This is a genomic window from Salmonella sp. SJTUF14076, assembly GCF_015534835.1.
Taxonomy (GTDB): Bacteria; Pseudomonadota; Gammaproteobacteria; order Enterobacterales; family Enterobacteriaceae; genus Salmonella; species Salmonella enterica.
Window position 1 is genome coordinate 904,192 of record NZ_CP064674.1, and the last position, 26,382, is coordinate 930,573.

Here is a 26,382-nt window from a genome sequence, read left to right on the forward strand (position 1 = left end):
TCAAGCCTCTTGCCCCGCCGTGTCGGGCAAATGTGACCTGCACGGGAGAAATGCGTCTGTAAAGTGACAATACAAATCTTTCGTTACAGTTTGCGAAGCGCTGTTGCGATTGTCTGCTGGCAGGCCAGCGAGTCAGGTTGATAGAGTGGTGATCCCAGAGGTATTGATAGGTGGAATCAACGTCATTGTTGATCACACGAATTACACCAACCTGCGTAGAGATGCGCAGGTTTTTTTTTGTTTCGCCTGAACCTGTAACAGTAACGGATAATTTACACAACTCGTTGCATTTCCGTTTATTCCTTTGCGTTTTCGGACTGGCGATGCAGACGCGCGAAGCCCACAATCAAGATCCCAGAGGTATTGATTGGTGAGATTATTCGGTACGCTCTTCGTACCTGTCTCTTGCACCAACCTGCGCGGATGCGCAGGTTTTTTTTCGAACCTATTTTGCTATCGCTCCTGTTACGCAACTCGTGTAATCTGCCACAATTCATGTTTTAGCGAATTGTCGGCCAAAGGGAGTTGAAATGCTGTTTGGATTTTTCCGTAACCTGTTTCGCGTGCTTTATCGTGTGCGCGTCACTGGCGATGTCCGGGCGCTACAGGGGAACCGGGTCTTAATTACCCCCAATCACGTTTCATTTATCGATGGTATGTTACTGGCGCTGTTTTTGCCGGTACGGCCTGTCTTTGCGGTATATACCTCCATCAGCCAGCAATGGTATATGCGCTGGTTAACGCCGCTGATCGATTTTGTACCGCTCGATCCCACTAAACCCATGTCCATTAAACACCTGGTACGTCTGGTGGAGCAGGGGCGTCCAGTGGTGATTTTCCCGGAAGGGCGGATTTCCGTGACCGGCTCGCTGATGAAAATTTATGACGGCGCAGGCTTTGTGGCGGCAAAATCGGGCGCAACCGTCATTCCGCTCCGTATTGACGGCGCGGAGCTTACGCCTTTCAGTCGGCTGAAAGGTCTGGTTAAACGGCGCTTATTCCCCCGCATTCAGCTTCATATTTTACCGCCGACGCAAATACCGATGCCTGAAGCGCCGCGCGCGCGCGACAGACGTAAGATAGCGGGTGAGATGCTGCACCAGATCATGATGGAAGCGCGTATGGCGGTGCGCCCGCGCGAGACGTTATACGAATCGTTGCTGGCGGCGCAATATCGTTACGGCGCGGGTAAAAACTGTATTGAGGACATTAACTTTACGCCGGATACGTATCGTAAGTTACTGACCAAGACGCTTTTTGTTGGCCGGATTCTGGAAAAGTACAGCGTTGAGGGCGAGAAAATCGGTTTAATGCTGCCGAATGCCGCCATCAGCGCGGCGGTGATTTTCGGCGCGGTTTCTCGTCGCCGCATTCCGGCCATGATGAACTACACAGCGGGGGTAAAAGGGCTGACCAGCGCGATTACCGCGGCGGAAATTAAAACGATTTTTACCTCCCGCCAGTTCCTCGATAAAGGTAAATTGTGGCACCTGCCGGAGCAGCTAACGCAGGTTCGCTGGGTTTACCTGGAAGATTTAAAAGCGGACGTCACGCCCGCCGACAAGCTGTGGATTTTTGCCCACCTCCTGGCGCCGCGACTGGCGCAGGTAAAACAGCAGCCGGAAGACGCGGCGATTATTCTTTTTACCTCCGGCTCGGAAGGGCACCCGAAAGGGGTGGTGCACAGCCATAAAAGTATTCTGGCGAACGTCGAGCAGATAAAAACGATTGCGGATTTCACCGCCAATGATCGTTTTATGTCGGCGCTGCCGCTCTTTCACTCGTTCGGTTTGACGGTGGGCCTGTTTACGCCGTTGTTGACCGGCGCGGAAGTGTTTCTTTATCCAAGTCCGCTGCACTACCGCATTGTGCCGGAACTGGTCTATGACCGTAACTGTACCGTGCTGTTTGGTACATCAACCTTCCTCGGCAACTATGCGCGCTTTGCCAATCCGTATGATTTTTATCGCCTGCGCTATGTGGTGGCCGGTGCGGAAAAACTTCAGGAGAGCACCAAACAACTGTGGCAGGATAAATTCGGTCTGCGCATTCTTGAGGGCTACGGGGTAACGGAATGCGCGCCAGTAGTCTCGATTAACGTGCCGATGGCGGCTAAGCCTGGCACTGTTGGCCGCATTCTGCCTGGCATGGACGCGCGTCTGCTGGCGGTGCCCGGTATTGAAAACGGCGGTCGGCTACAGCTGAAAGGGCCGAATATCATGAATGGCTATCTGCGCGTGGAAAAACCGGGCGTGCTGGAGGTGCCGTCAGCGGAAAACGCCAGAGGCGAAACCGAGCGCGGCTGGTACGACACGGGCGACATTGTACGCTTCGATGAAAATGGTTTTGTGCAGATTCAGGGGCGCGCGAAACGCTTTGCGAAAATTGCTGGCGAAATGGTCTCGCTGGAGATGGTCGAGCAACTGGCGCTTGGCGTTTCGGCGGACAAAATGCACGCTACCGCCATTAAAAGCGATGCCAGCAAAGGTGAAGCGCTGGTACTGTTTACGACTGACAGCGAACTCACCCGAGAAAAGTTACAGCACTATGCCCGTGAACACGGTATTCCGGAACTTGCTGTCCCGCGTGATATCCGTTATCTGAAGCAGCTTCCCTTGCTTGGCAGCGGGAAACCCGATTTTGTGACGCTGAAAAGTTGGGTGGATGCGCCGGAACAACATCATGAGTGAGTCAGTACGTACTAACACCTCCATCTGGTCGAAAGGGATGCTGTCGGTGATTGTCGCGCAGTTTCTCTCGGCTTTTGGCGATAATGCGCTGCTGTTTGCGACGCTGGCACTGCTGAAAGCTCAGTTTTACCCGGACTGGAGCCAGCCTGTTTTGCAAATGGTGTTTGTGGGCGCTTACATTCTTTTTGCGCCGTTTGTCGGCCAGATAGCGGACAGCTTTGCCAAAGGCCGGGTGATGATGGTCGCCAATGGTCTTAAACTGGCGGGAGCGGCAGGTATCTGCCTCGGCGTAAATCCTTTTGTCGGTTATACGTTGGTCGGGATTGGCGCGGCGGCTTATTCTCCGGCGAAATACGGTATTCTGGGCGAACTGACGACGGGCGATAAGCTGGTGAAAGCCAATGGCCTGATGGAAGCCTCTACGATTGCGGCGATTTTGCTCGGTTCCGTCGCGGGCGGCGTATTGGCCGACTGGCATGTCATCGCCGCGCTGGTTGCCTGCGCGTTGGCCTACGCTGGCGCAGTGGCGGCGAACCTGTTTATCCCGAAGCTTGTGGCGGCGCGTCCAGGACAATCCTGGCGGTTGTCGGCGATGACGCGTAGCTTCTTCAGCGCTTGCGTTGTCCTTTGGCGTAACGGTGAAACGCGTTTTTCGCTGGTGGGGACCGGGCTATTCTGGGGCGCAGGCGTGACGCTGCGTTTTCTGCTGGTGCTGTGGGTGCCGGTGGCGCTGGGTATTACGGATAACGCCACGCCGACTTACCTGAACGCCATGGTGGCGGTAGGCATTGTGGTCGGCGCGGGCGCGGCGGCAAAACTGGTGACGCTGGAGACCGTATCGCGCTGTATGCCCGCTGGGATTTTGATTGGCGTTGTGGTTGCGATCTTCTCATTACAGCACGCATTGCTGCCTGCTTATGCCTTGTTGCTGTTGATAGGTATGCTGGGCGGCTTTTTTGTGGTGCCGCTCAACGCTTTGCTCCAGGAGCGCGGTAAGAAGAGCGTTGGCGCCGGGAATGCCATTGCCGTACAAAATCTGGGCGAGAATAGCGCCATGCTATTAATGCTGGGACTGTACTCGCTGGCGGTGCTGGTTGGCGTTCCGGCAGTGGCGATAGGTATCGGCTTTGGCGTGCTGTTCGCGCTGGCGATCGCGGCGCTGTGGATCTGGCAGCGCCGGCAGGCATCATACTGAGTGAATATGCCGGGCGGCGAGCGCGCGTTATCCGGCTTACATTGTCTCTGTTAGCCCGGAAGCGTAGCGCCACCGGGCACTGACCATCACGGCGCCGGATAGGTATAAACCTGATGCGCCGCCTCAATCTCCGCCAGAACCTCTTCGCTTAACGTCAGATGCAGACTTTCCACATTCGTCTTGAGCTGCGCCATCGTGGTTGCGCCCAGTAACGTACTGGCGACAAACGGCTGGCGGCGAACAAAGGCCAGCGCCATCTGCGCCGGATCAAGATTGTGACGCTTCGCGATATCGACGTAGGCGGCAACGGCTTTTTGCGCCTGTTCGCCGCTGTAACGTGTGAAGCGGCTGAACAAGGTATTCCGCGCGCCTGCGGGTTTGGCCCCGTTCAGGTATTTACCGGTTAATGTGCCAAACGCCAGACAGGAATAGGCGAGCAATTCAACACCTTCATACTGGCTGACTTCCGCCAGCCCGACCTCGTAGCTGCGGTTTAACAGGCTATAGGGGTTCTGGATCGTGACAATACGCGGTAGGTCATGTTTTTCCGCCAGATGCAGATAGCGCATAACGCCAAACGCTGTCTCATTTGAAACGCCAATATAACGAATCTTACCCGCTCGCTGAAACTCACTTAGCGCGTCTAACGTCTCCAGCAGACTTACTACTGGCGTGGAGTCCGTCCAGTTATAGCCGAGTTTACCGAAGCAGTTAGTGGGGCGCTGCGGCCAGTGCACCTGATACAAATCCAGATAGTCGGTCTGCAATCGGGTCAAACTGTCGTGTAGCGCTTCGCGAATATTTTTACGATCCAGCGCCTGATGAGGCCGGATGCCTTGATCATTATTACGTGCCGGTCCGCTAACTTTGCTGGCGATGATCAGTTTTTCACGGTTGCCGCGTTTGGCGAGCCAGTTACCGATATAGGATTCCGTCAGCCCTTGTGTTTCCGGGCGCGGCGGTACCGGATACATCTCGGCGGCGTCGATAAGGTTAATGCCATTTGCGATGGCATAGTCGAGCTGTGCGTGAGCGTCGGCTTCGCTGTTTTGTTCACCAAATGTCATTGTGCCCAGCCCTAGCGTACTTACTTCGAGCGAGCTGTGGGGTATACGGTGATAGTGCATAGCCGTTTCCTTTTTATTATGAAGTCAGAAATTCCCGACAAAGGACAATAAAAATGGCAGAGGGAAGGCAAAAGGGAAAGTAAAATTGTAGGCTGCGCGGCGTAATTGTTACCGGGCGTGGTCGCCACGCATCGTTACGGGGCGCAGCCTGAAGGCCTGCAGAACGCTGACCTTGATCACAGGCCACCGCTTAACGTTCGATAATTTGGGATACTTCGTCACGGTTGATTTGCATCTCGTTTCCCTGTGCATCGGTATAGCTGACCAGACCGGTATCATCGTCAACTTGCGGTTTTCCATCGGTCAGGATCATACGACCATCTTTCGTCGCCATTACATAATCGCTGCTGCATCCGGATACCGCAAAAGCCAACCCTACTGCGGAAATTACAACTGCCCACTTTTTCATCCGTTTGTCCTCACGTAGCCTGCATCTGATAATAGTCTGTTAATCATATGTCTGATAATAGTCTAGTAATAACGCGCAGCTCTGCATGTCGGAAGCAGCAAAATCTTAATCTGTGAGAAGAAAGGAAATAAAGTGAGTATTCGCTCCCCAGCGGGGGAGCGAGACAGGATTACAGCGGATTCTTTTTATTACGCAACAGGTTCAGGCTCTCTACTGCGATAGAGAAGAACATGGCGAAGTAGATATATCCTTTCGGAACGTGAACGTCGAAACTTTCCAGAATCAGGGTAAAGCCAACCAGGATCAGAAAGGAAAGCGCCAGCATTTTTACCGACGGATGACGATCGACAAACTCGCCGATAGGCCGTGCCGCAAACATCATGACGCCCACGGCAATAACGACTGCCGCCATCATAATAAACAGATGATCGGAGAGGCCAACCGCTGTGATAACTGAATCAAGGCTGAAAATAATATCCAGCAGCATAATCTGCACTATTGCGCCCAGGAAAGAAGAAACCCGGGTTTTTAACCCTTCTTCTTCGCCTTCGATGGACTCATGGATCTCCTTGCTGGCTTTCCAGATTAAAAATAACCCACCCAGTAACAGAATGAGATCGCGGGCGGAAATCGCTTCGCCGAAAAGTTCAAACAGCGGATTAGTCAGCCGAGTGACCCAGGCGATTGACGCCAGCAGCGCCAGGCGCATAACCATCGCCGCCGCCAACCCAAGCCGCCGTGCGTGGTTCCGTTGCGCCGTAGGAAGTTTTGCTACCACCAGAGAAAGAAAAATAATGTTGTCGATCCCAAGTACAATCTCCAGCAGCGTCAGCGTACCGAGCGCCAGCCAGGCATTAGGATCGGTTATCCATGCAAATAACATCGAACAAAGTCCTGCCAAAAAAAGAAGCGGTAATTATAGGCCCGTCGAGTGACGGGCGAAAGCCCAGGCTGAATTTGCGCAACCAGGAACGGTGTAAAATAGCGGCGACAATACGCTTACGTTTATCCGGCGTCGGCCCGACGCGTAGCCATAGCGGAGGCGCATTTGCGTGTAATGGACGTTACGGATTCTGCAATAAAAAATGGCGAGCCAGCAGCGCCTGCGTAAAATTTTTTTTCAGATAAAATCCACGCGGTAGCGTCAAAATAGGTTCCCCGCGCGCGCCGATAGCCTCGGTGAGCGCCCTGGCATTGGCGGCTTTGGGTCGCAGTTGCAAGACTTCGCCATGGCGGGCGGTAATGCGTTCCACCTGGCCCAGCACTATCATGTCCATCAGCTCTTCCCAGTCGAGGCGTAGCTGTCTGTCTTCTTCTTCACTCGGACTCCAGAGTAGCGGCGAACCTACGCGGCGTTCGGCTAACGGTATGCTGCGATCGCCTTCGACCGGCACCCATAGCACGCGCTTCAATTTATGCCGTACGTGACTTGTCTCCCAGGTCACGCCGCTGTTACCGGTTAACGGCGCCACGCAAACAAAGGTTGTTTCCAGAGGACGACCCAGACTATCCACCGGGATGGTTTTCAGTTCTACGCCTAACGCGGCGAAATCCTGCTCCGGCTTGCTCCCGGCGCTGGCGCCGAGCCAGATCTCCAGCAAGACACCGATCCAGCCTTTGTCTCGCTTCAAATCTTTAGGCGTGGTAATGCCGGCCATCGCCGCCAGCTCGCCTAACGTATAGCCGGAAAGCTGCCGCGCCTGGGCTAACAGCAATGCTTCCGAAGCAGGCGGAGTCAGTAGCGGACAAAGAGCGGACATGACAATTACCTTAGGTCAAAAAATGAGCAGTGATTTTATACCGTATGGGCAGAGTTTATCTTTTTCTGTGTCTTATATTCAATAGACTGATTTTTATTGCCTTTTTTGTGTTGTTTCTTCGTGTTGCGCAACGCTGAAGCGGGTTTTCCAATTCTGGTCACTGACAATAAACAGGATCTTACACTATGTTATCCACAGAAAGTTGGGATAACTGTGTAAAACCACCACTACTGTTTCCATTTACAGCCTTGACGTGCGACGAAAATCGAAAATTCAGACAAATAGTGCGTAAGTTATTGGCACAATCTGTGGATAAAACCGACGCTGGTTGATCTTTCATCAGCATAAGGATCTTAGATGTGATGCTGGTCACGCTTTATGAAGGTAGCATGTAAGATTTGTCTATAACGCAATGAATATAAGGCACTATTTTTACTGTCTCCAGCATGAGGAATTCAGACTGTTCTGGGTTTTCCCGTGGTAATTCCATACTTCTTCACAACTATATCCACAGAAAAGGTGAATAAAATGGCGCAAGGGCGTCATCATCTGTTTATAACTCGGCTATTTACTGTGAGTTATTCAATTGTTATTAGGCTGTGTCACTATTACAGAGTGGTTTACCGCCTCACTGGAGTATGAAACAATCGTTCATATATAAGGTTTATGTTGAGGTAGTCCGGTGATTGATGACGATGGCTACCGCCCAAATGTAGGTATCGTAATTTGTAATCGTCAGGGGCAGGTGATGTGGGCCCGGCGATTTGGTCAGCACTCCTGGCAGTTCCCGCAGGGCGGGATAAATCCAGGGGAGTCGGCAGAACAGGCGATGTACCGGGAACTGTTTGAAGAAGTTGGGTTAAGCCGTAAAGATGTGCGGATCCTTGCTTCTACTCGCAACTGGTTGCGTTACAAGTTACCAAAACGTTTGGTGCGTTGGGACACAAAGCCGGTATGTATCGGCCAGAAACAAAAGTGGTTTCTTTTGCAGTTAATGAGCGCCGACGCCGAAATCAATATGCAAACCAGCAGTACGCCGGAGTTTGACGGCTGGCGCTGGGTAAGTTACTGGTATCCGGTTCGACAAGTGGTGTCATTTAAACGCGATGTCTACCGCAGGGTAATGAAAGAGTTTGCAAGTGTTGTCATGGCGCTTCAGGATAATCCCCCTAAGCTACAAAGCGCGCCTGCTTATCGACGTAAAAGAGGTTAAGCCACGCAAATTATGCTCACTCGCCTGCGCGAAATAGTCGAAAAAGTGGCCAGTGCGCCGCGTCTGAACGAGGCGCTGAATATTCTGGTCACGGATATCTGTCTTGCGATGGATACAGAGGTTTGCTCGGTTTACCTGGCCGATCATGACCGACGCTGTTATTACCTGATGGCGACGCGGGGGTTGAAAAAACCGCGTGGTCGAACCGTTGCGCTTGCGTTTGATGAGGGGATCGTCGGTCTGGTGGGCAGACTGGCGGAACCCATTAACCTTGCCGATGCGCAAAAACATCCCAGCTTTAAATACATTCCTTCGGTAAAAGAGGAGCGTTTTCGCGCGTTTCTCGGCGTGCCGATCATTCAGCGTCGCCAACTTCTCGGCGTGCTGGTCGTACAGCAGCGCGAATTGCGCCAGTACGATGAAAGCGAAGAGTCTTTCCTCGTCACGCTCGCTACGCAGATGGCGGCTATCCTGTCACAGTCGCAGGTCACAGCGCTGTTCGGGCAATACCGGCAGACGCGAATCCGCGCGCTTCCTGCGGCGCCGGGCGTGGTTATCGCAACGGGCTGGCAAGACGCGACCATGCCGCTGATGGAACAGGTTTACGAAGCGTCTACGCTGGATACCTCTCTTGAACGCGAACGATTGACCAGCGCGCTGGAAGAGGCGGCGAACGAGTTCCGACGATACAGCAAACGCTTTGCCGCCGGCGCGCAAAAAGAGACGGCGGCCATTTTCGATCTGTACTCACACCTGCTTTCAGACGCCAGACTGCGTCGCGAACTCTTCGCCGAGGTCGACAAAGGCGCTGTTGCGGAGTGGGCCGTTAAAAAAATCATCGAAAAATTTGCCGAGCAATTTGCGGCGCTAACCGATAACTACCTCAAAGAACGTGCGGGAGACTTACGCACGCTGGGGCAGCGGCTGTTATTCCACCTTGATGATTCAGTTCAGGGGCCAAACGCCTGGCCGGAACGTTTTATTCTGGTCGCGGATGAGCTGTCGGCGACCACCCTGGCGGAGCTGCCGCAGGACAGGCTGGCGGGCGTTGTGGTGCGCGACGGCGCGGCAAACTCGCATGCGGCGATTATGGTGCGCGCGCTCGGTATCCCGACCGTCATGGGCGCGGATATCCAACCTTCGGTGCTACATCGCCGTACGTTGGTGGTGGATGGCTATCGCGGTGAATTACTGGTCGATCCTGAACCCGTGCTTATTCAGGAATATCAGCGGCTCATTAGTGAAGAGATAGAACTCAGTCGTCTGGCGGAGGACGACGTCAATCTTCCCGCCCAACTGAAAAGCGGCGAGCGAGTCAAAGTGATGCTGAATGCCGGGCTCAGTCCCGAGCATGAGGAAAAGTTAGGCAGTCGGATCGACGGTATCGGCCTGTACCGTACTGAAATTCCCTTTATGCTGCAAAGCGGGTTTCCCTCGGAAGAAGAGCAGGTGGCGCAGTATCAAGGGATGCTGCAAATGTTTAACGATAAACCGGTGACGCTGCGGACCCTGGATGTGGGAGCGGATAAGCAACTGCCCTATATGCCGATCAGCGAGGAGAACCCGTGCCTAGGCTGGCGCGGGATCCGCATTACGCTGGATCAGCCGGAGATCTTTTTGATCCAGGTCCGCGCGATGCTGCGCGCCAATGCGGCGACTGGCAACCTCAGCATTTTGCTGCCGATGGTCACCAGTATTGATGAAGTCGATGAAGCGCGACGTCTGATCGAACGCGCCGGGCGCGAGGTCGAGGAGATGATCGGCTATGCGATCCCGAAACCGCGTATCGGCATTATGCTGGAAGTGCCATCAATGGTATTTATGCTGCCGCATCTGGCTAACCGGATCGACTTTATCTCGGTCGGCACCAACGATTTAACGCAATATATCCTGGCGGTAGATCGCAACAATACCCGCGTGGCCAGTATTTACGACAGTCTGCATCCGGCTATGCTGCGCGCACTGAGCATGATTGCGCAGGAAGCCGAAAAAAATGGCCTCGATCTTCGCTTGTGCGGCGAGATGGCGGGCGATCCGATGTGCGTGGCGATTCTTATCGGTCTGGGATATCGCCATCTTTCGATGAATGGCCGTTCGGTAGCGCGTGTGAAATATCTGCTGCGGCATATCGATTTTGAAGACGCGCAAACCCTTGCCAGACGCAGCCTTGAGGCGCAGATGGCGACCGAAGTGCGTCATCAGGTGGCGGCGTTTATGGAGCGCCGCGGGATGGGGGGATTGATTCGAGGAGGGTTGTAACGACTGGAGCGGGAAAAGAGAGTGACTGTGGATTCACGGCGCAGACAACACGCCTGCAAGATGAAAGACAATGCGTATACATATCTTTTAACGGTAATCGGCATCTCGCTTTTAACCCTTGTGCTATTATTCGCACCTTTGGAGCGTCTGCAACGCGCAGGCGCGCTTATCAATCGCTATCTCTTCAGCGAAATAACAAGAAATTGTGGTGACAGATGACCAGTAGCTATCTGCATTTTCCGGACTTTGATCCGGTCATTTTCTCAATTGGGCCCGTCGCGCTTCACTGGTATGGCTTGATGTATCTGGTGGGGTTCGTTTTCGCGATGTGGTTGGCGGTGCGTCGCGCTAACCGTCCGGGAAGCGGTTGGACCAAAAACGAAGTTGAAAATTTACTCTATGCAGGTTTCCTGGGGGTCTTCCTGGGGGGGCGTATTGGCTATGTCCTGTTTTATAACTTCCCTCTGTTTCTGGATAACCCGCTCTATTTATTCCGCGTCTGGGACGGCGGCATGTCCTTCCACGGCGGGCTTATCGGCGTGATACTGGTGATGATTATCTTCGCCAGGCGCACGAAGCGCTCGTTCTTTCAGGTGTCTGATTTTATTGCGCCGTTAATTCCGTTCGGCCTGGGCGCCGGGCGTCTGGGCAACTTTATCAACGGTGAATTGTGGGGGCGCGTCGATCCTAACTTCCGGTTTGCCATGCTCTTTCCTGGCTCACGCGCGGAAGATATTGCGCTGCTGCCGTCACATCCGCAATGGCAGCCTATTTTTGATACCTACGGCGTATTGCCGCGCCACCCTTCCCAGTTGTATGAACTGGCATTAGAAGGCGTGGTGCTGTTTATCATCCTTAATCTCTTTATTCGCAAACCGCGTCCGATGGGCGCAGTCTCCGGATTATTCCTGATTGGCTATGGCGCGTTTCGTATCATTGTTGAATTCTTCCGCCAGCCGGACGCGCAATTTACCGGCGCGTGGGTACAGTACATCAGCATGGGGCAGATTCTCTCTATCCCGATGATTATCGCTGGCGCGATCATGATGGTTTGGGCATATCGCCGCCGCCCGCAGCAACACGTTTCCTGAGGAACCATGAAACAGTATTTAGAACTGATGCAAAAAGTGCTGGATGAAGGCACACAGAAAAACGACCGTACCGGCACCGGCACGCTTTCCATTTTTGGCCATCAGATGCGTTTTAACCTGCAGGAAGGCTTTCCTCTGGTGACGACGAAACGCTGCCATTTACGTTCAATTATTCACGAACTGCTATGGTTTTTGCAGGGCGATACCAACATCGCTTACCTGCACGAAAATAATGTCACCATCTGGGACGAATGGGCTGATGAGAACGGCGATTTAGGCCCGGTTTATGGTAAGCAGTGGCGTGCATGGCCAACACCGGATGGCCGCCATATCGATCAGATCGCCACGGTCTTAAGCCAGCTTAAAAACGACCCGGACTCTCGTCGTATTATCGTTTCTGCGTGGAACGTCGGCGAGCTGGATAAGATGGCGCTGGCGCCGTGTCACGCCTTTTTCCAGTTTTATGTCGCAGATGGAAAACTCTCCTGTCAGCTTTATCAGCGCTCCTGCGATGTGTTCCTCGGTCTGCCGTTCAACATTGCCAGCTACGCGTTACTGGTGCATATGATGGCGCAACAGTGCGACCTGGACGTCGGCGATTTTGTCTGGACCGGCGGCGACACGCACCTGTACAGCAACCATATGGAGCAGACGCACCTGCAATTAAGCCGTGAACCTCGCGCGCTGCCGAAATTGGTGATTAAGCGTAAACCCGATTCGCTTTTTGACTACCGGTTCGATGATTTCGAAATTGAAGGCTATGATCCGCACCCCGGTATTAAAGCGCCGGTCGCTATCTAAGCGCTGACGATCCTGCCATAACCGACGTCATTGCGCGTCGGTTTTTTTTACCCTTCGTCTCAATCTTCGGCGCGGATTCCTGAAATTTTGCAACGCGCTGCAAGACATGAACTTTTTCTCGTAACGCGCCGAACAATCTGTATTTGGCGCTCGTTATTTTTCCCCCGCCCGCCATACTGCCGACATGAAAAAACAACAGGGCTATACGCTCATTGAAACGGTGGTCGCGATGTCACTCATTATCATTCTCAGCGCCACAGGACTTTATGGCTGGCAACGCTGGCAACAGCAACAGCGCCTGTGGCAAACCGCATGTCAGGTGCGGGATTACCTGCTGCAACTTCGTGAGGACGCTCACTGGCATAACCGCGATCACATTCTTCGCGTGGTCAGCGAAGGTGGTTCATGGTGCTTTGTCAGCTCTGTTGCTACGCAAACATCGTGTACGCCATCTTCCCCCTTTGTGTTTACGCCCGACTGGCGTGATGTCGTCCTTGCCGATATCACGCCGTCGTTAGCCTTCTTTGGCCTGCGCAATACGGCATGGGCAGGGCACATCGTACTGAAAAACGCTGCCGGAGAGTGGCGTCTGGTCGTCTCTTCCTGGGGGCGAATCAGGCTATGTGAGCGTAACGAGGCCGCCACGTGTCAATAACCACGCGGGGGTTCTCGCTACTGGAGGTTGTGCTGGCGATGGCGATAGGTTCCATTTTACTGCTTGGGTCCGCACGATTTTTACCGGCGCTACAGCGTGAGATCTGGCACAACACGCGACAGTTATCGCTGGAAGATGAAATCTGGCAGCGAACCTATACCGTAGCGAAGCATCTTCAACGTGCGGGTTACTGTCATGGCCACTGCATTGGCGAAGGGTTACATCTTGCCGAACAGGGGCAATGCGTTATCGTTCAGTGGGACGGGAATAATAACGGGGTCTGGGATACCATACCGGCGAAAGAGGCCGACCAGATCGGGTTCCGTATGAAGGATAACGTTCTGGAGACATTACGCGGAGCAACATCTTGCCAGGGGAAGGGATGGGAAAAAATGACCGATCCCAATACGGTACTCATCACGGCGTTTACCGTTGAGCGCCAGGATATAACGGGATTCTCGCCAGTGCTCATGCTGCATCTGCGCGGTGCCAGCAAAGCCGAGCCTCAGACGGTTATTGACGCGCAATACAGCGTAACGGGATTTAATCTGTGAATCGGGAACGTGGCGCTTCTTCGCTAATACTGGCGCTTTTAATACTGATTCTGGGTAGTCTGCTACTGCAAGGCGTAAATCAGCAGCAGGCCAGCTATGCCGCCCGCGTAACGACGCAGAGCATGGCGATACAACGCCAGGCGCTCGTACAGTCGGCGCTGGAATGGGGGCGGGGGCAGCTATGGTCAGGCGTAACCGAAATGGAATGTCGGCGCTATTCCCCTTCAGGAGCGAGGGTCTGTTTGCGGAGATTATCGGGGGATGAGGTGGTGATGGCGGCGCAAGATGATGGCATGACGTTATGGCGTTTGGGCAACGTCATTCAGGGAAGCATTGTCTTTTCTCCCCACGGCTGGAGCGATTTTTGTCCGTTAAAAGAGGTGGCGTTATGTCGCATCCCCTGAATTTACAACGCGGGTTTAGCCTCCCGGAAGTTTTAGTGGCGATGGTTCTAATAGTAATGATCGTCACCGCGCTGTCAGGCTATCAGCGGGTATTAATGCACAGTTTTGCATTGCGACACCAGTATCTTCAGATCTGGCGGCAGGCGTGGCAGCAAACGGCGCTGTATCCATTTTCGCCTGCTGAGGACTGGAAGGCCAACCGGATGCAGACAACGCAATCGGGATGTGTCAGCATCAGCGTCACGATGGTTTCACCCTCTGGCAGGCAGGGGCAGATGACGCGCTTGCATTGTCCAAATCGTTAATCGTCAGGAGTAATTATGTTAAGGGTCTACCACTCCAATCGTCTGGATGTGCTGGAAGCGTTGATGGAATTCATCGTCGAACGCGAGCGGCTGGATGATCCCTTTGAACCAGAAATGATTCTGGTACAAAGCACGGGTATGGCGCAGTGGCTGCAGATGACCCTTTCACAAAAGTTTGGTATTGCGGCGAATATCGCTTTTCCGTTACCGGCGAGTTTTATCTGGGAGATGTTTGTCCGCGTATTGCCTGATATCCCCAAAGAAAGCGCTTTCAGCAAACAAAGCATGAGCTGGAAACTGATGACCTTGCTGCCGCAGTTGCTGGATAAGGATGAGTTTGTACTGCTGCGCCATTATCTGACCGACGACACCGATAAACGCAAACTCTTTCAGCTTTCCGCGCGCGCCGCCGACCTGTTCGATCAGTATCTGGTTTATCGGCCTGACTGGCTTACGCAGTGGGAAGCGGGAAAAACCGTGGAAGGTCTGGGGGAGGCGCAAAACTGGCAGGCGCCGTTGTGGAAAGCATTGGTGGAATATACCGCCGCGCTGGGGCAGCCGCGTTGGCATCGCGCCAATCTCTACCAACGCTTTATTCAGACGCTGGAGCGCGCGACCGCCTGCCCGCCAGGGTTGCCGTCCCGCGTTTTTATTTGCGGCATTTCCGCGTTACCGCCAGTGTATCTCAGCGCATTGCAGGCGCTGGGTAAACATATTGAAATCCATCTCCTTTTTACTAATCCGTGCCGGTATTACTGGGGGGACATTAAGGACCCAGCCTGGCTGGCAAAACTCATGGCTCGCCAGCGTCGTCACAGTTTTGAAGACCGTCATTTACCGTTGTTCCGTGAAAACCAGAATCCGGAAGCCTTATTTAACAGCGACGGTGAACAGGATATCGGTAATCCGCTACTGGCCTCATGGGGAAAACTGGGGCGGGATTATATCTACCTGCTATCTGAACTGGAAAACAGCCAGGAGCTGGATGCGTTTGTTGATATTACGCCAGATAATCTTTTGCATCGGATTCAGGCGGATATCCTTGAACTGGAAAGCCATGCGGTGGCGGGCGTAAATATTGAGGAGTATTCGCGCAGCGACAATAAGCGTCTGCTCGATCCCGAGGATAACAGCCTCTCTTTTCACGTTTGTCACAGCCCGCAGCGCGAGGTGGAGATACTGCACGATCGCCTGCTGGCGATGCTGGAAGCCGATCCGACGCTAACGCCGCGCGACATTATCGTTATGGTGGCTGATATTGACAGCTATAGCCCGTTTATCCAGGCGGTATTTGGTAGCGCGCCAACGGAGCGCTATCTGCCTTATTCCATTTCCGATCGGCGGGCGCGTCAGTCACATCCGGTGTTACAGGCATTTATCAGCCTACTTTCGTTACCGGACAGCCGCTTTGTCTCCGAGGATGTTCTGGCGTTGTTAGACGTACCGGTATTGGCTGCCCGCTTTACGATCAACGAAGAAGGGCTGCGTTATTTGCGCTTGTGGGTCAATGAGTCAGGCATTCGCTGGGGGATTGACGATGACAACGTGCGCGAGCTGGAACTTCCTGCCACGGGGCAGCATACATGGCAATTTGGCCTGACGCGTATGCTGCTGGGGTATGCGATGGAAAGCGCCCAGGGCGAGTGGCAGTCGGTTCTGCCTTATGACGAATCCAGCGGTCTGATTGCTGAGCTGGTCGGGCATCTGGCTTCGCTGCTGATGCAGCTTAATATCTGGCGGCGCGGTCTGGCGCAGGAGCGACCGCTGGAAGAGTGGTTGCCCGTTTGTCGCGATATGCTCAATGATTTCTTCCTGCCCGATGCGGACACGGAAGCGGCAATGACATTGATTGAACAGCAGTGGCAGGCCATTATCGCCGAAGGCGTCGCGGCGGAATATGGCGACGCGGTACCGATTTCGCTACTGCGGGATGAGCTGGCGCAGCGTCTGGATCAGGAACGTATTAGCCAGCGCTTCCTGGCGGGCCCCATCAATATTTGTACGCTGATGCCGATGCGTTCCATTCCGTTCAGAGTCGTTTGCCTGCTGGGAATGAACGACGGCGTATACCCGCGCCAGCTTGCGCCGTTGGGCTTTGACCTGATGAGCCAAAAACCCATGCGCGGGGATCGAAGCCGTCGCGACGATGACCGCTACCTGTTTCTGGAAGCGTTAATCTCGGCGCAGCAGACGCTGTATATCAGCTACATCGGTCGCTCCATCCAGGATAATAGCGAACGCTTTCCCTCTGTACTGGTGCAAGAATTGGTGGATTACATCGGACAAAGCCACTATTTGCCGGGCGACGAAACGCTGACCTGTGATGAGAGCGAAGCACGAGTCAAAGCGCATATTACGCGTCTGCATACCCGTATGCCTTTTGATGCGCAAAATTACCAACCCGGCGAACAGCAAAGTTATGCCAGAGAGTGGTTGCCCGCGGCGAGTCAGTCGGGAAAAGCGCATTCTGACTTTGTGCAGCCGCTTCCTTTTACGATGCCGGAAACATTGACTCTGGAAAGTCTGCAGCGTTTTTGGGCCCATCCGGTACGCGCATTTTTTCAGATGCGGCTGCAGGTTAATTTCCGCTCGGAAGAGAGTGAGATTCCTGATGCGGAACCGTTTGAATTAGAGGGATTGACGCGATATCAACTTAACCAACAGTTGCTCAATACGCTGGTTGAAGAGGACGACGCCGAACGCTTGTTCCGCCGTTTCCGGGCTGCGGGAGAGTTGCCTTACGGCGCGTTTGGCGAAATATTCTGGGATGCGCAATGTCAGGAGATGCAGCAACTGGCAAGCCGGGTCATCGCCTGCCGTAAGCCGAGCCAAAGCCTGGAAGTGGATCTGCTTTGCAATGGCGTTCAGCTAACCGGCTGGCTACCGCAGGTACAGGAGGATGGATTATTGCGCTGGCGTCCCGCTTTAATCAGCGTGGCGCAAGGTGTGCAACTTTGGCTGGAACACCTTGTCTATTGTGCCAGCGGCGGTAGTGGCGAAAGTCGCCTGTTTTTGCGCAAAGAGGGAGAATGGCGATTTCCGCCTCTTGATAAAACGCAGGCAATGGCTTACCTGGCGCAACTGATTGAAGGCTACCGGGAAGGCATGTCTTCTCCGCTATTGGTACTGCCGGAAAGCGGCGGCGCATGGATAAAAGCCTGTTATGACGCTGAAAATGATGTCATGTTAGACGACGATGATACCTTACAGAAGGCCAGGACAAAGTTTTTACAGGCTTATGAAGGCAACATGATGGTGAGCGGCGAAGGCGAAGATATCTGGTATCAACGTCTTTGGCGTCAGCTGGAATCGGAAACGTTGCAGGCTATCATTGCGCAGTCCCGGCATTACCTGTTACCGCTGTTTCGTTTTAATCAGTCTCGTTGATTGTATGAAAATCGCGCAATTAAAAGGCTTCGACTATGATGCGCTCTTCGTCACGGACTGATTACTGATAAAAAGATGCTGCCTGGTTCAGCACAATAATATCCCGTTCTGCTCAGGTCGATGGTTTACGTGGCCATACAGATGAGTGGGAATGAAAGTTAATGATGAGGTCCGTGAATGCCCCGCAGCACCTGGTTCAAAGCGTTATTGTTATTGGTCGCCCTCTGGGGGCCTGCAGTTCAGGCGGATATCGGTTGGCAACCGCTGCAAGAAACTATCCGTAAAAGCGATAAAGATACCCGGCAGTATCAGGCGATACGTCTTGATAATGACATGGTGGTGTTGCTGGTATCCGATCCGCAGGCTGTAAAGTCGCTTTCTGCGTTAGTGGTGCCCGTTGGATCGCTTGAAGATCCTGAGGCTCATCAGGGGCTTGCTCATTATCTTGAGCATATGTGCCTGATGGGGTCAAAAAAATATCCGCAGGCGGATAGCCTTGCCGAATACCTTAAAAGACATGGCGGTAGCCACAACGCCAGCACCGCGCCTTATCGAACAGCCTTCTACCTGGAGGTTGAAAACGACGCGCTTCCAGGTGCCGTAGATCGCTTGGCCGACGCCATTGCCGCGCCATTGCTCAATAAAAAGTATGCCGAACGCGAACGAAACGCGGTGAATGCCGAGCTGACGATGGCGCGCACCCGCGACGGTATGCGTATGGCGCAGGTAAGCGCCGAAACCATTAACCCGGCGCATCCAGGCTCGCACTTTTCTGGCGGCAATCTGGAAACGCTAAGCGATAAGCCGGGCAATCCGGTGCAACAGGCGTTGATCGCTTTTCATGAAAAATACTATTCATCTAATCTGATGAAGGCGGTGATTTACAGTAATAAACCCTTGCCGGAGCTGGCGCGTATTGCCGCCGCAACCTATGGTCGCGTGCCGAATAAACAGATTAAAAAACCGGAAATTAACGTACCTGTCATCACCGAGGCGCAGAAGGGCATCATTATTCATTACGTGCCGGCGCTACCGCGTAAAGTGCTACGCGTGGAGTTTCGTATTGATAACAATAGCGCGCAGTTCCGTAGCAAGACCGATGAACTGGTCTCTTATCTGATTGGCAATCGTAGCCCGGGGACGCTCTCTGACTGGCTGCAAAAACAAGGACTGGTCGAAGGTATTAGCGCGGATTCCGATCCGATTGTTAATGGTAACAGCGGCGTATTTGCCATTTCGGCAACGCTGACCGATAAAGGTTTGGCCAATCGTGATGAAGTCGTCGCAGCTATCTTTAGCTATCTCAATACGTTACGTGAAAAAGGGATAGATAAACGTTACTTTGACGAGCTGGCGCATGTGCTGGATCTCGACTTCCGCTATCCGTCGATTACCCGCGATATGGACTATGTCGAATGGCTGGCGGACACTATGATCCGCGTCCCGGTAGCGCATACGCTGGATGCGGCGAATATCGCCGATCGTTACGATCCTGCCGCTATCAAAAATCGCCTGGCGATGATGACGCCGCAGAATGCGCGCATCTGGTACATCAGTCCCCAGGAACCCCATAATAAGATTGCGTATTTTGTGGATGCGCCTTATCAGGTCGATAAGATTAGCGAACAGACGTTTAAAAACTGGCAGCAAAAAGCACAGGGCATTGCGTTGTCGCTACCGGAGTTAAACCCCTATATTCCTGATGATTTTACGCTTGTTAAGAATGACAAAAACTACGTGCGGCCAGAACTGATTGTCGATAAAGCGGATTTGCGCGTGGTTTATGCGCCGAGTCGTTATTTCGCCAGCGAGCCAAAAGCTGACGTGAGCGTGGTATTGCGTAATCCGCAGGCGATGGACAGCGCCCGCAATCAGGTACTGTTCGCCCTTAATGATTATCTGGCGGGAATGGCGCTCGATCAGCTCAGCAACCAGGCGGCAGTGGGCGGCATTAGCTTTTCCACTAACGCCAACAATGGTCTGATGGTCACTGCGAACGGTTATACCCAGCGTTTGCCGCAGCTTTTCCTGGCGCTGCTGGAAGGATATTTTAGCTACGACGCCACGGAAGAACAGCTGGCGCAGGCGAAATCCTGGTATACGCAGATGATGGATTCTGCGGAGAAGGGAAAAGCCTACGAACAGGCGATTATGCCGGTGCAGATGATTTCGCAGGTGCCTTATTTTTCCCGTGATGAACGTCGCGCTTTGCTGCCGTCCATTACGTTGAAAGAGGTGATGGCCTATCGTAATGCGTTAAAAACGGGCGCTCGTCCGGAATTTCTGGTTATAGGAAATATGAGCGAAGCCCAGGCGACCTCGCTGGCGCAAGATGTTCAAAAACAGCTCGCGGCGAACGGATCGGCGTGGTGTCGCAATAAAGACGTGGTGGTTGAGAAAAAGCAGTCCGTAATATTTGAAAAAGCGGGCAGTAGCACCGACTCCGCGTTAGCAGCGGTCTTTGTCCCGGTCGGCTACGACGAGTACGTCAGCGCCGCCTACAGCGCGATGTTAGGTCAGATTGTTCAACCGTGGTTTTACAATCAGCTACGAACCGAAGAGCAACTGGGATACTCTGTTTTCGCCTTTCCGATGAGCGTTGGCCGTCAGTGGGGAATGGGATTCCTGCTACAGAGCAACGATAAACAGCCCTCTTACCTGTGGCAACGCTATCAGGCATTTTTCCCTGACGCCGAGGCGAAGCTGAGGGCGATGAAGCCGGAAGAGTTCGCCCAAATTCAGCAGGCGATCATTACGCAAATGCGCCAGGCGCCGCAAACGTTGGGCGAAGAAGCATCCCGTTTAAGCAAGGATTTCGATCGGGGTAATATGCGCTTTGACTCGCGTGATAAAATCATCGCTCAGATAAAATTGCTGACGCCACAAAAGCTTGCCGACTTCTTCCACCAGGCGGTGGTGGAACCACAAGGTATGGCAATATTGTCACAGATTGCCGGTAGCCAGAATGGAAAAGCAGAATACGTGCATCCGACAGGCTGGAAAGTGTGGGATAACGTCAGCGCTTTGCAGCAAACGTTACCTCTAATGAGCGAAAAGAATGAATGATGTCGCCGAGACTCTTGATCCTCTGCGCTTGCCCCTTACAGGCGAGCGTTTGATTGAAGCATCAGCGGGCACAGGCAAAACGTTTACTATCGCGGCGCTGTATCTGCGGCTACTGCTCGGTTTAGGCGGCAGTGCCGCATTTCCCCGTCCGTTGACCGTTGAAGAACTGCTGGTGGTAACCTTTACGGAGGCCGCCACTGAAGAGCTGCGTGGGCGAATCCGCAGTAATATCCATGAGTTGCGCATCGCCTGTCTGCGGGAAAGCACGGATAATCCGCTGTATGCCCGCTTGCTGGAAGAAATTAGCGACAAAAAGCAGGCCGCGCAGTGGTTATTACTGGCGGAACGACAAATGGACGAGGCCGCGGTTTTTACCATCCACGGTTTTTGCCAGCGTATGCTCAGCCTGAACGCTTTCGAATCCGGTATGTTGTTTGAGCAACAGCTTATTGAAGACGAATCTTTGTTGCGTTATCAGGCCTGCGCCGATTTCTGGCGGCGTCATTGCTATCCGCTGCCGCGCGACATCGCGCAGGTGGTGTTTGACGTGTGGAAGGGACCGAAGGCGCTCTTAAAGGATATCGATCGTTATCTGCAGGGCGAAGCGCCGGTCATTAAAGCGCCGCCATCGCAGGAGGAGACGCTGGCATCGCGTCATGAACAGATCCTGGCGCGTATCAACCAGGTGAAGCAGCAGTGGTGTGAGGCGGTTAGCGAGCTGGACGCGCTGATCGAATCATCCGGCATCGATCGCAGAAAATTCAACCGCGGCAATCAGGCGAAATGGATCGAAAAGATCACCTCGTGGGCGCAAGAAGAGACGAAAAATTATCAATTACCCGAGGCGTTGGGAAAATTTTCACAGCGTTTTTTAGCTGAGCGCACCAAAGCTGGCGGCGTGACGCCCCAGCACCCATTGTTTGTCGCCATTGATAACCTGTTGGGCGAACCGCTATCGATTAAAGATCTGGTTCTTACCCGAGCGCTCTCAGAGATCCGTGAAACGGTGGCTCAGGAAAAACGCCGGCGCGGCGAGCTGGGGTTTGACGATATGCTCAGCCGTTTAGATACCGCGCTGCGTAGTGAAAGCGGCGAGGCGCTGGCTGCGGCGATTCGTACCCGTTTTCCGGTGGCGATGATCGATGAATTTCAGGATACCGACCCACAACAGTACCGTATTTTTCGCCGTATCTGGCGACATCAACCCGATACGGCGCTATTGCTGATTGGCGATCCTAAACAGGCGATTTATGCGTTTCGTGGCGCGGATATCTTTACCTACATGAAGGCTCGCAGCGAAGTGAGCGCGCACTATACGCTTGACACTAACTGGCGCTCCGCGCCGGGGATGGTGAATAGCGTTAACAAGCTGTTCAGTCAGATGAACGACGCCTTTATGTTCCGCGATATTCCCTTCAGTCCGGTAAAGTTTGCGCCCAGAAACCAGTCGCTGCAATTTAAAGTGAATGACGCGCCTCAACCGGCGATGACCCTGTGGCTAATGGAGGGGGAAAGCTGCGGTTCGGGCGATTATCAAAGTTATATGGCGCAGGTGTGCGCCACGCAAATTCGCGACTGGCTGCGCGCCGGACAAACGGGCGACGCGCTGCTGACGAACGGCGATTCGTCGCGGCCCGTTCGCGCCTCGGATATCAGCGTGCTGGTGCGCAGCAGGCGGGAAGCCGCGCTGATACGGGATGCGCTGACCTTACTGGCGATCCCCTCCGTCTATCTTTCAAACCGCGACAGCGTATTCGAAACGCTCGAAGCGCAGGAGATGCTGTGGGTGTTGCAGGCGGTGATGGCGCCCGAACGTGAGAATACGCTGCGTAGCGCTCTGGCGACATCAATGATGGGCCTTACCGCGCTGGATATCGAAACGCTTAACAATGATGAAAATGCGTGGGATGCGGTTGTCGAAGAGTTTGATGGCTACCGACAGATTTGGCATAAACGCGGCGTGATGCCGATGCTGCGCGCGCTAATGTCGGCGCGCAATATTGCTGAAAACCTGCTGGCGACGGCGGGAGGCGAACGTCGGCTGACGGATATTCTGCATATTAGCGAACTGTTACAGGAAGCCGGTTCGCAGCTGGAAAGCGAACATGCGCTGGTGCGTTGGCTGGCGCAACATATCCTTGAACCCGATAGCAATGCTTCCAGCCAGCAACTACGTCTGGAAAGCGATAAGCATCTGGTGCAAATCGTCACCATTCATAAATCGAAAGGTCTGGAATACCCGCTGGTCTGGCTACCTTTTATCACCCATTTCCGCGTGCAGGACCAGGCTTTTTATCACGACAGGCACTCCTACGAGGCGGTGCTGGACCTTAGTCACGCCGAAGAGAGCATAGCACTGGCGGAAGCCGAACGCCTGGCGGAAGACCTGCGCCTACTTTATGTCGCGCTGACCCGTGCAGTGTGGCATTGCAGCCTCGGCGTCGCGCCGCTGGTGCGGCGTCGTAGCGATAAGAAAGGCGAGACGGATGTGCACCAAAGTGCGCTTGGGCGACTCCTGCAAAAAGGCGAACCGATGGATGCCGCAGGCCTTCGCGCCTGTATTGAGGCGCTATGCGACGAGGATATCGTGTGTCGAACGCCAGGCAGTACGGATAACGACCGCTGGCAAATTGCCGCTGCATCGCACGCGGAACTCAGCGCCAGAACGCTGCAACGCCTGCTTTATGATAGCTGGCGCGTCACCAGTTATTCCGGTTTGCAGCAGCGGGGACATAGCGTGGCGCAAGATCTTATTCCTCGTCTCGACATTGACGCCGCAGGCGTTGGCGAAGCGGCGGAAGCGCCGGCAATGACGCCGCATCACTTTCCTCGCGGGGCATCGCCGGGAACATTTTTGCACAGCCTGTTTGAAGAGCTTGATTTTACTCAACCGATAGACCCCCAATGGGTACAGGAAAAACTGGAGCTGAGTGGTTTTGAAACGCGATGGGAGCCCGTACTTACCCGCTGGCTGGACACCGTGTTGCACGTTCCCCTTAACGAGACGGGCGTTAGTCTGAGCGTGCTGACCGAGCGTGAAAAACAGGTTGAAATGGAGTTTTATCTGCCGATTGCCCAGCCGCTTACCGCCGGAGAGTTAGATGCGTTGATTCGTCGATACGACCCGCTTTCAGCAGGTTGCCCTGCGCTGGATTTCATGCAGGTTCGCGGCATGTTAAAGGGCTTTATCGACCTGGTGTTCCGTTATGAGGGGCGCTATTACCTGCTCGACTATAAATCTAACTGGCTGGGCGAGGATAGCGCCGCTTATACCCAGACGGCGATGGCTGCGGCGATGCAGGCGCATCGCTATGATTTGCAGTACCAGCTTTATACGCTGGCATTGCATCGTTACCTTCGTCATCGAATGGCGAATTACGACTATGAACGCCATTTCGGCGGCGTCATCTATCTCTTTTTACGCGGGGTGGATAGCGAACGTCCGCAGCAGGGTATTTTTACCACTCGCCCTGCGGCGGCGTTAATTAACCAACTGGATGATATGTTTGCAGGTGAAATGAGTGAGGAGGCGCAATGACAATCCAGGAGCGGTTGCTGGAGGCCGTTGAACAAAAACTCTTACGGCCCATTGATGCCCAGTTTGCTTTAACCGTCGCCGGTAACGACGATCCCGCCGTGACGCTGGCGGCAGCGCTGCTTAGTCATGACGCAGGTGAAGGTCACGTGTGTCTGCCGTTGTCGCGTTTAACGTTAACGGAGGAGGCGCATCCCTTACTGGTCGCCTGGATAAGCGAAACGGCTACGCCAATCGACTGGAAAAAGCGGTTACTGGCGTCTGCGGCGGTTAGCTGCGGCGATAGCCCCGCGCCGTTAATTCTGTGCGGCGAGCGTCTCTACCTGAATCGCATGTGGTGCAACGAACGTACGGTTGCGCGCTTTTTTAACGAGGTTAACCAGGCCATCGCCGTAGATGAAGATCAGTTATCCCGTATTCTGGACGCGCTATTCCCTCCGACAGACGAGGTGAACTGGCAAAAGGTGGCCGCCGCCGTAGCGCTAACTCGCCGTATCTCCGTGATTTCAGGCGGTCCCGGCACCGGTAAAACCACCACCGTCGCGAAGTTGCTGGCGGCATTAATTCAAATGGCGGATGGCGAACGTTGCCGTATCCGGCTGGCGGCGCCGACCGGGAAAGCGGCCGCACGCCTGACGGAGTCGCTCGGCGCGGCGTTGCGTCAGCTTCCTCTTACCGATGCGCAGAAAAAGCGTATACCGGAGGACGCCAGTACGCTGCACCGACTGCTGGGCGCACAGCCCGGCAGCCAGCGATTACGCCATCATGCGGGCAACCCGCTGCATCTGGACGTGCTGGTGGTCGATGAAGCATCAATGATTGATTTGCCGATGATGTCACGTTTGATTGACGCTCTGCCGCCGCACGGGCGGGTCATTTTTCTTGGCGATCGCGATCAGTTGGCATCCGTTGAGGCGGGCGCTGTGTTGGGCGATATTTGCGCCTATGTCAACGCAGGGTTTACGGCGGAACGCGCCCGACAGCTAAGCCGACTCACAGGGAACGCCATTCCGGCGGGGGCCGGAACGCAAGCCGCGTCTTTACGCGATAGCCTCTGTTTATTGCAAAAGAGCTACCGTTTCGGCAGCGATTCTGGCATCGGCAAGCTGGCGGCGGCGATTAACTGCGGCGACAGGTCGGCAATCCAGGCTGTTTTTCAGCAGGGGTTTAGCGATATAGAGAAGCGTACATTGCAAAGCAGCGACGATTATGCCGGGATGCTGGATGAAGCGCTGGCGGGCTATGGTCGCTACCTGCGGTTGCTGCATGAGAAAGCGACGCCGGAGGCAATCCTTCAGGCTTTCAATGAGTATCAACTGCTTTGCGCGCTGCGTGAAGGCCCATTTGGCGTGAGGGGACTGAATGACCGCATTGAGCAGGCGATGGTGCAGCAACGAAAAATTCAGCGGCACCCGCATTCTCGCTGGTATGAAGGGCGTCCGGTAATGATTGCGCGCAACGATAGCGCGTTGGGGCTATTTAACGGCGATATTGGTATTGCGCTCGATCGCGGGCAGGGGTTACGCGTCTGGTTTGTGATGCCGGACGGCACGATCAAGTCCGTTCAGCCCAGCCGTCTGCCGGAACATGATACAACCTGGGCGATGACGGTACATAAATCTCAGGGGTCTGAATTTGATCACGCCGCGCTGATTTTACCCAGCCAGCGTTCGCCGGTCGTGACGCGGGAGCTGGTGTATACCGCTGTTACGCGGGCGCGGCGGCGGTTATCGCTGTATGCCGATGAACGGATCCTGGCAGGCGCGATTGTGACGCGCACGGAGCGGCGCAGCGGATTAGCCACCTTATTTGATGAAGTCAGTCGTACCGGATAAGACGAGTTCTCGCCGGATGGCGACGCGTAGCGTCTTATCCGGCCTCCAAATGATGCTTTCGAGCGTAGGCCTGATAAGCGCAGCGCCATCAGGCCC

General features: G+C 54.1%; 18 protein-coding genes. 14 read left to right on the plus strand and 4 right to left on the minus strand.

The genetic code is table 11. The features are described from left to right. Window positions 1-530 precede the first annotated feature (530 nt). Complete coding sequence (gene aas, locus HU143_RS04485) at window positions 531-2,690, plus strand: bifunctional acyl-ACP--phospholipid O-acyltransferase/long-chain-fatty-acid--ACP ligase (protein ID WP_000896101.1); 2,160 nt, start codon at window positions 531-533, stop codon at window positions 2,688-2,690. Continuing rightward, the gene (gene lplT, locus HU143_RS04490) at window positions 2,683-3,885 is read left to right on the plus strand and encodes a lysophospholipid transporter LplT (protein WP_000004686.1); all 1,203 of its coding nucleotides are present in this window, start codon (window positions 2,683-2,685) and stop codon (window positions 3,883-3,885) included. The genes aas and lplT overlap by 8 nt, the downstream gene beginning before the upstream one ends. Window positions 3,886-3,971: 86 nt before the next feature. Here lplT and HU143_RS04495 read toward each other — a convergent pair whose 3' ends face one another. The 4 genes from HU143_RS04495 to mutH form a co-directional block, all read right to left on the minus strand. Continuing rightward, window positions 3,972-5,012 carry an NADP(H)-dependent aldo-keto reductase gene (locus HU143_RS04495; RefSeq protein ID WP_000558960.1) on the minus strand — a complete coding sequence of 347 codons (1,041 nt, stop codon included), beginning with the start codon at window positions 5,010-5,012 and terminating at the stop codon, window positions 3,972-3,974. Between the two features lie 190 nt (window positions 5,013-5,202). Further along, a complete protein-coding gene (locus HU143_RS04500; RefSeq protein WP_000758662.1) occupies window positions 5,203-5,421 on the minus strand; it encodes a YgdI/YgdR family lipoprotein in 219 nt (72 codons plus the stop codon). 169 nt (window positions 5,422-5,590) lie between these two features. Beyond that, window positions 5,591-6,304, minus strand: a complete 714-nt coding sequence (locus tag HU143_RS04505) for a TerC family protein (RefSeq protein WP_000895635.1) — start codon at window positions 6,302-6,304, stop codon at window positions 5,591-5,593. Between the two features lie 181 nt (window positions 6,305-6,485). Then, complete coding sequence (gene mutH / locus HU143_RS04510) at window positions 6,486-7,181, minus strand: DNA mismatch repair endonuclease MutH (RefSeq protein WP_001274930.1); 696 nt, start codon at window positions 7,179-7,181, stop codon at window positions 6,486-6,488. A gap of 682 nt (window positions 7,182-7,863) precedes the next feature. Here mutH and rppH point away from each other — a divergent pair. The 12 genes from rppH to recD all read left to right on the plus strand — a co-directional run bounded on the left by rppH (window position 7,864) and on the right by recD (window position 26,286). Then, window positions 7,864-8,394, plus strand: coding sequence for an RNA pyrophosphohydrolase (gene rppH, locus HU143_RS04515; protein WP_000564481.1), 531 nt, complete (start codon window positions 7,864-7,866; stop codon window positions 8,392-8,394). A gap of 12 nt (window positions 8,395-8,406) precedes the next feature. Further along, window positions 8,407-10,653, plus strand: coding sequence for a phosphoenolpyruvate--protein phosphotransferase (gene ptsP, locus HU143_RS04520; RefSeq protein WP_195184462.1), 2,247 nt, complete (start codon window positions 8,407-8,409; stop codon window positions 10,651-10,653). A 215-nt stretch (window positions 10,654-10,868) separates the two neighbouring features. Further along, the gene (lgt, locus tag HU143_RS04525; protein WP_000204647.1) at window positions 10,869-11,744 is read left to right on the plus strand and encodes a prolipoprotein diacylglyceryl transferase; all 876 of its coding nucleotides are present in this window, start codon (window positions 10,869-10,871) and stop codon (window positions 11,742-11,744) included. Between the two features lie 6 nt (window positions 11,745-11,750). Next, window positions 11,751-12,545 carry a thymidylate synthase gene (gene thyA / locus HU143_RS04530; RefSeq protein WP_000816247.1) on the plus strand — a complete coding sequence of 265 codons (795 nt, stop codon included), beginning with the start codon at window positions 11,751-11,753 and terminating at the stop codon, window positions 12,543-12,545. 184 nt (window positions 12,546-12,729) lie between these two features. Further along, the gene (locus HU143_RS04535) at window positions 12,730-13,200 is read left to right on the plus strand and encodes a prepilin peptidase-dependent protein (protein ID WP_000744668.1); all 471 of its coding nucleotides are present in this window, start codon (window positions 12,730-12,732) and stop codon (window positions 13,198-13,200) included. Then, a complete protein-coding gene (locus HU143_RS04540; protein WP_023227737.1) occupies window positions 13,191-13,754 on the plus strand; it encodes a prepilin peptidase-dependent protein in 564 nt (187 codons plus the stop codon). The genes HU143_RS04535 and HU143_RS04540 overlap by 10 nt, the downstream gene beginning before the upstream one ends. Then, window positions 13,751-14,158, plus strand: a complete 408-nt coding sequence (locus HU143_RS04545; protein ID WP_001078535.1) for a DUF2509 family protein — start codon at window positions 13,751-13,753, stop codon at window positions 14,156-14,158. The genes HU143_RS04540 and HU143_RS04545 overlap by 4 nt, the downstream gene beginning before the upstream one ends. After that, a complete protein-coding gene (locus HU143_RS04550; RefSeq protein ID WP_000019283.1) occupies window positions 14,143-14,463 on the plus strand; it encodes a prepilin-type N-terminal cleavage/methylation domain-containing protein in 321 nt (106 codons plus the stop codon). The genes HU143_RS04545 and HU143_RS04550 overlap by 16 nt, the downstream gene beginning before the upstream one ends. Window positions 14,464-14,478: 15 nt before the next feature. Next, window positions 14,479-17,850, plus strand: coding sequence for an exodeoxyribonuclease V subunit gamma (gene recC, locus HU143_RS04555; protein WP_023227739.1), 3,372 nt, complete (start codon window positions 14,479-14,481; stop codon window positions 17,848-17,850). A gap of 177 nt (window positions 17,851-18,027) precedes the next feature. Then, on the plus strand, window positions 18,028-20,916 hold the full coding sequence (gene ptrA / locus HU143_RS04560; RefSeq protein ID WP_023227740.1) for a pitrilysin: 2,889 nt from the start codon (window positions 18,028-18,030) through the stop codon (window positions 20,914-20,916). Continuing rightward, on the plus strand, window positions 20,909-24,454 hold the full coding sequence (gene recB, locus HU143_RS04565) for an exodeoxyribonuclease V subunit beta (protein WP_023227741.1): 3,546 nt from the start codon (window positions 20,909-20,911) through the stop codon (window positions 24,452-24,454). Before ptrA ends, recB begins: the two co-directional genes overlap by 8 nt. After that, window positions 24,451-26,286: an exodeoxyribonuclease V subunit alpha gene (gene recD / locus HU143_RS04570; RefSeq protein ID WP_023227742.1), complete on the plus strand. Its 1,836-nt coding sequence runs from the start codon at window positions 24,451-24,453 to the stop codon at window positions 26,284-26,286. Before recB ends, recD begins: the two co-directional genes overlap by 4 nt. Window positions 26,287-26,382 lie beyond the last annotated feature (96 nt).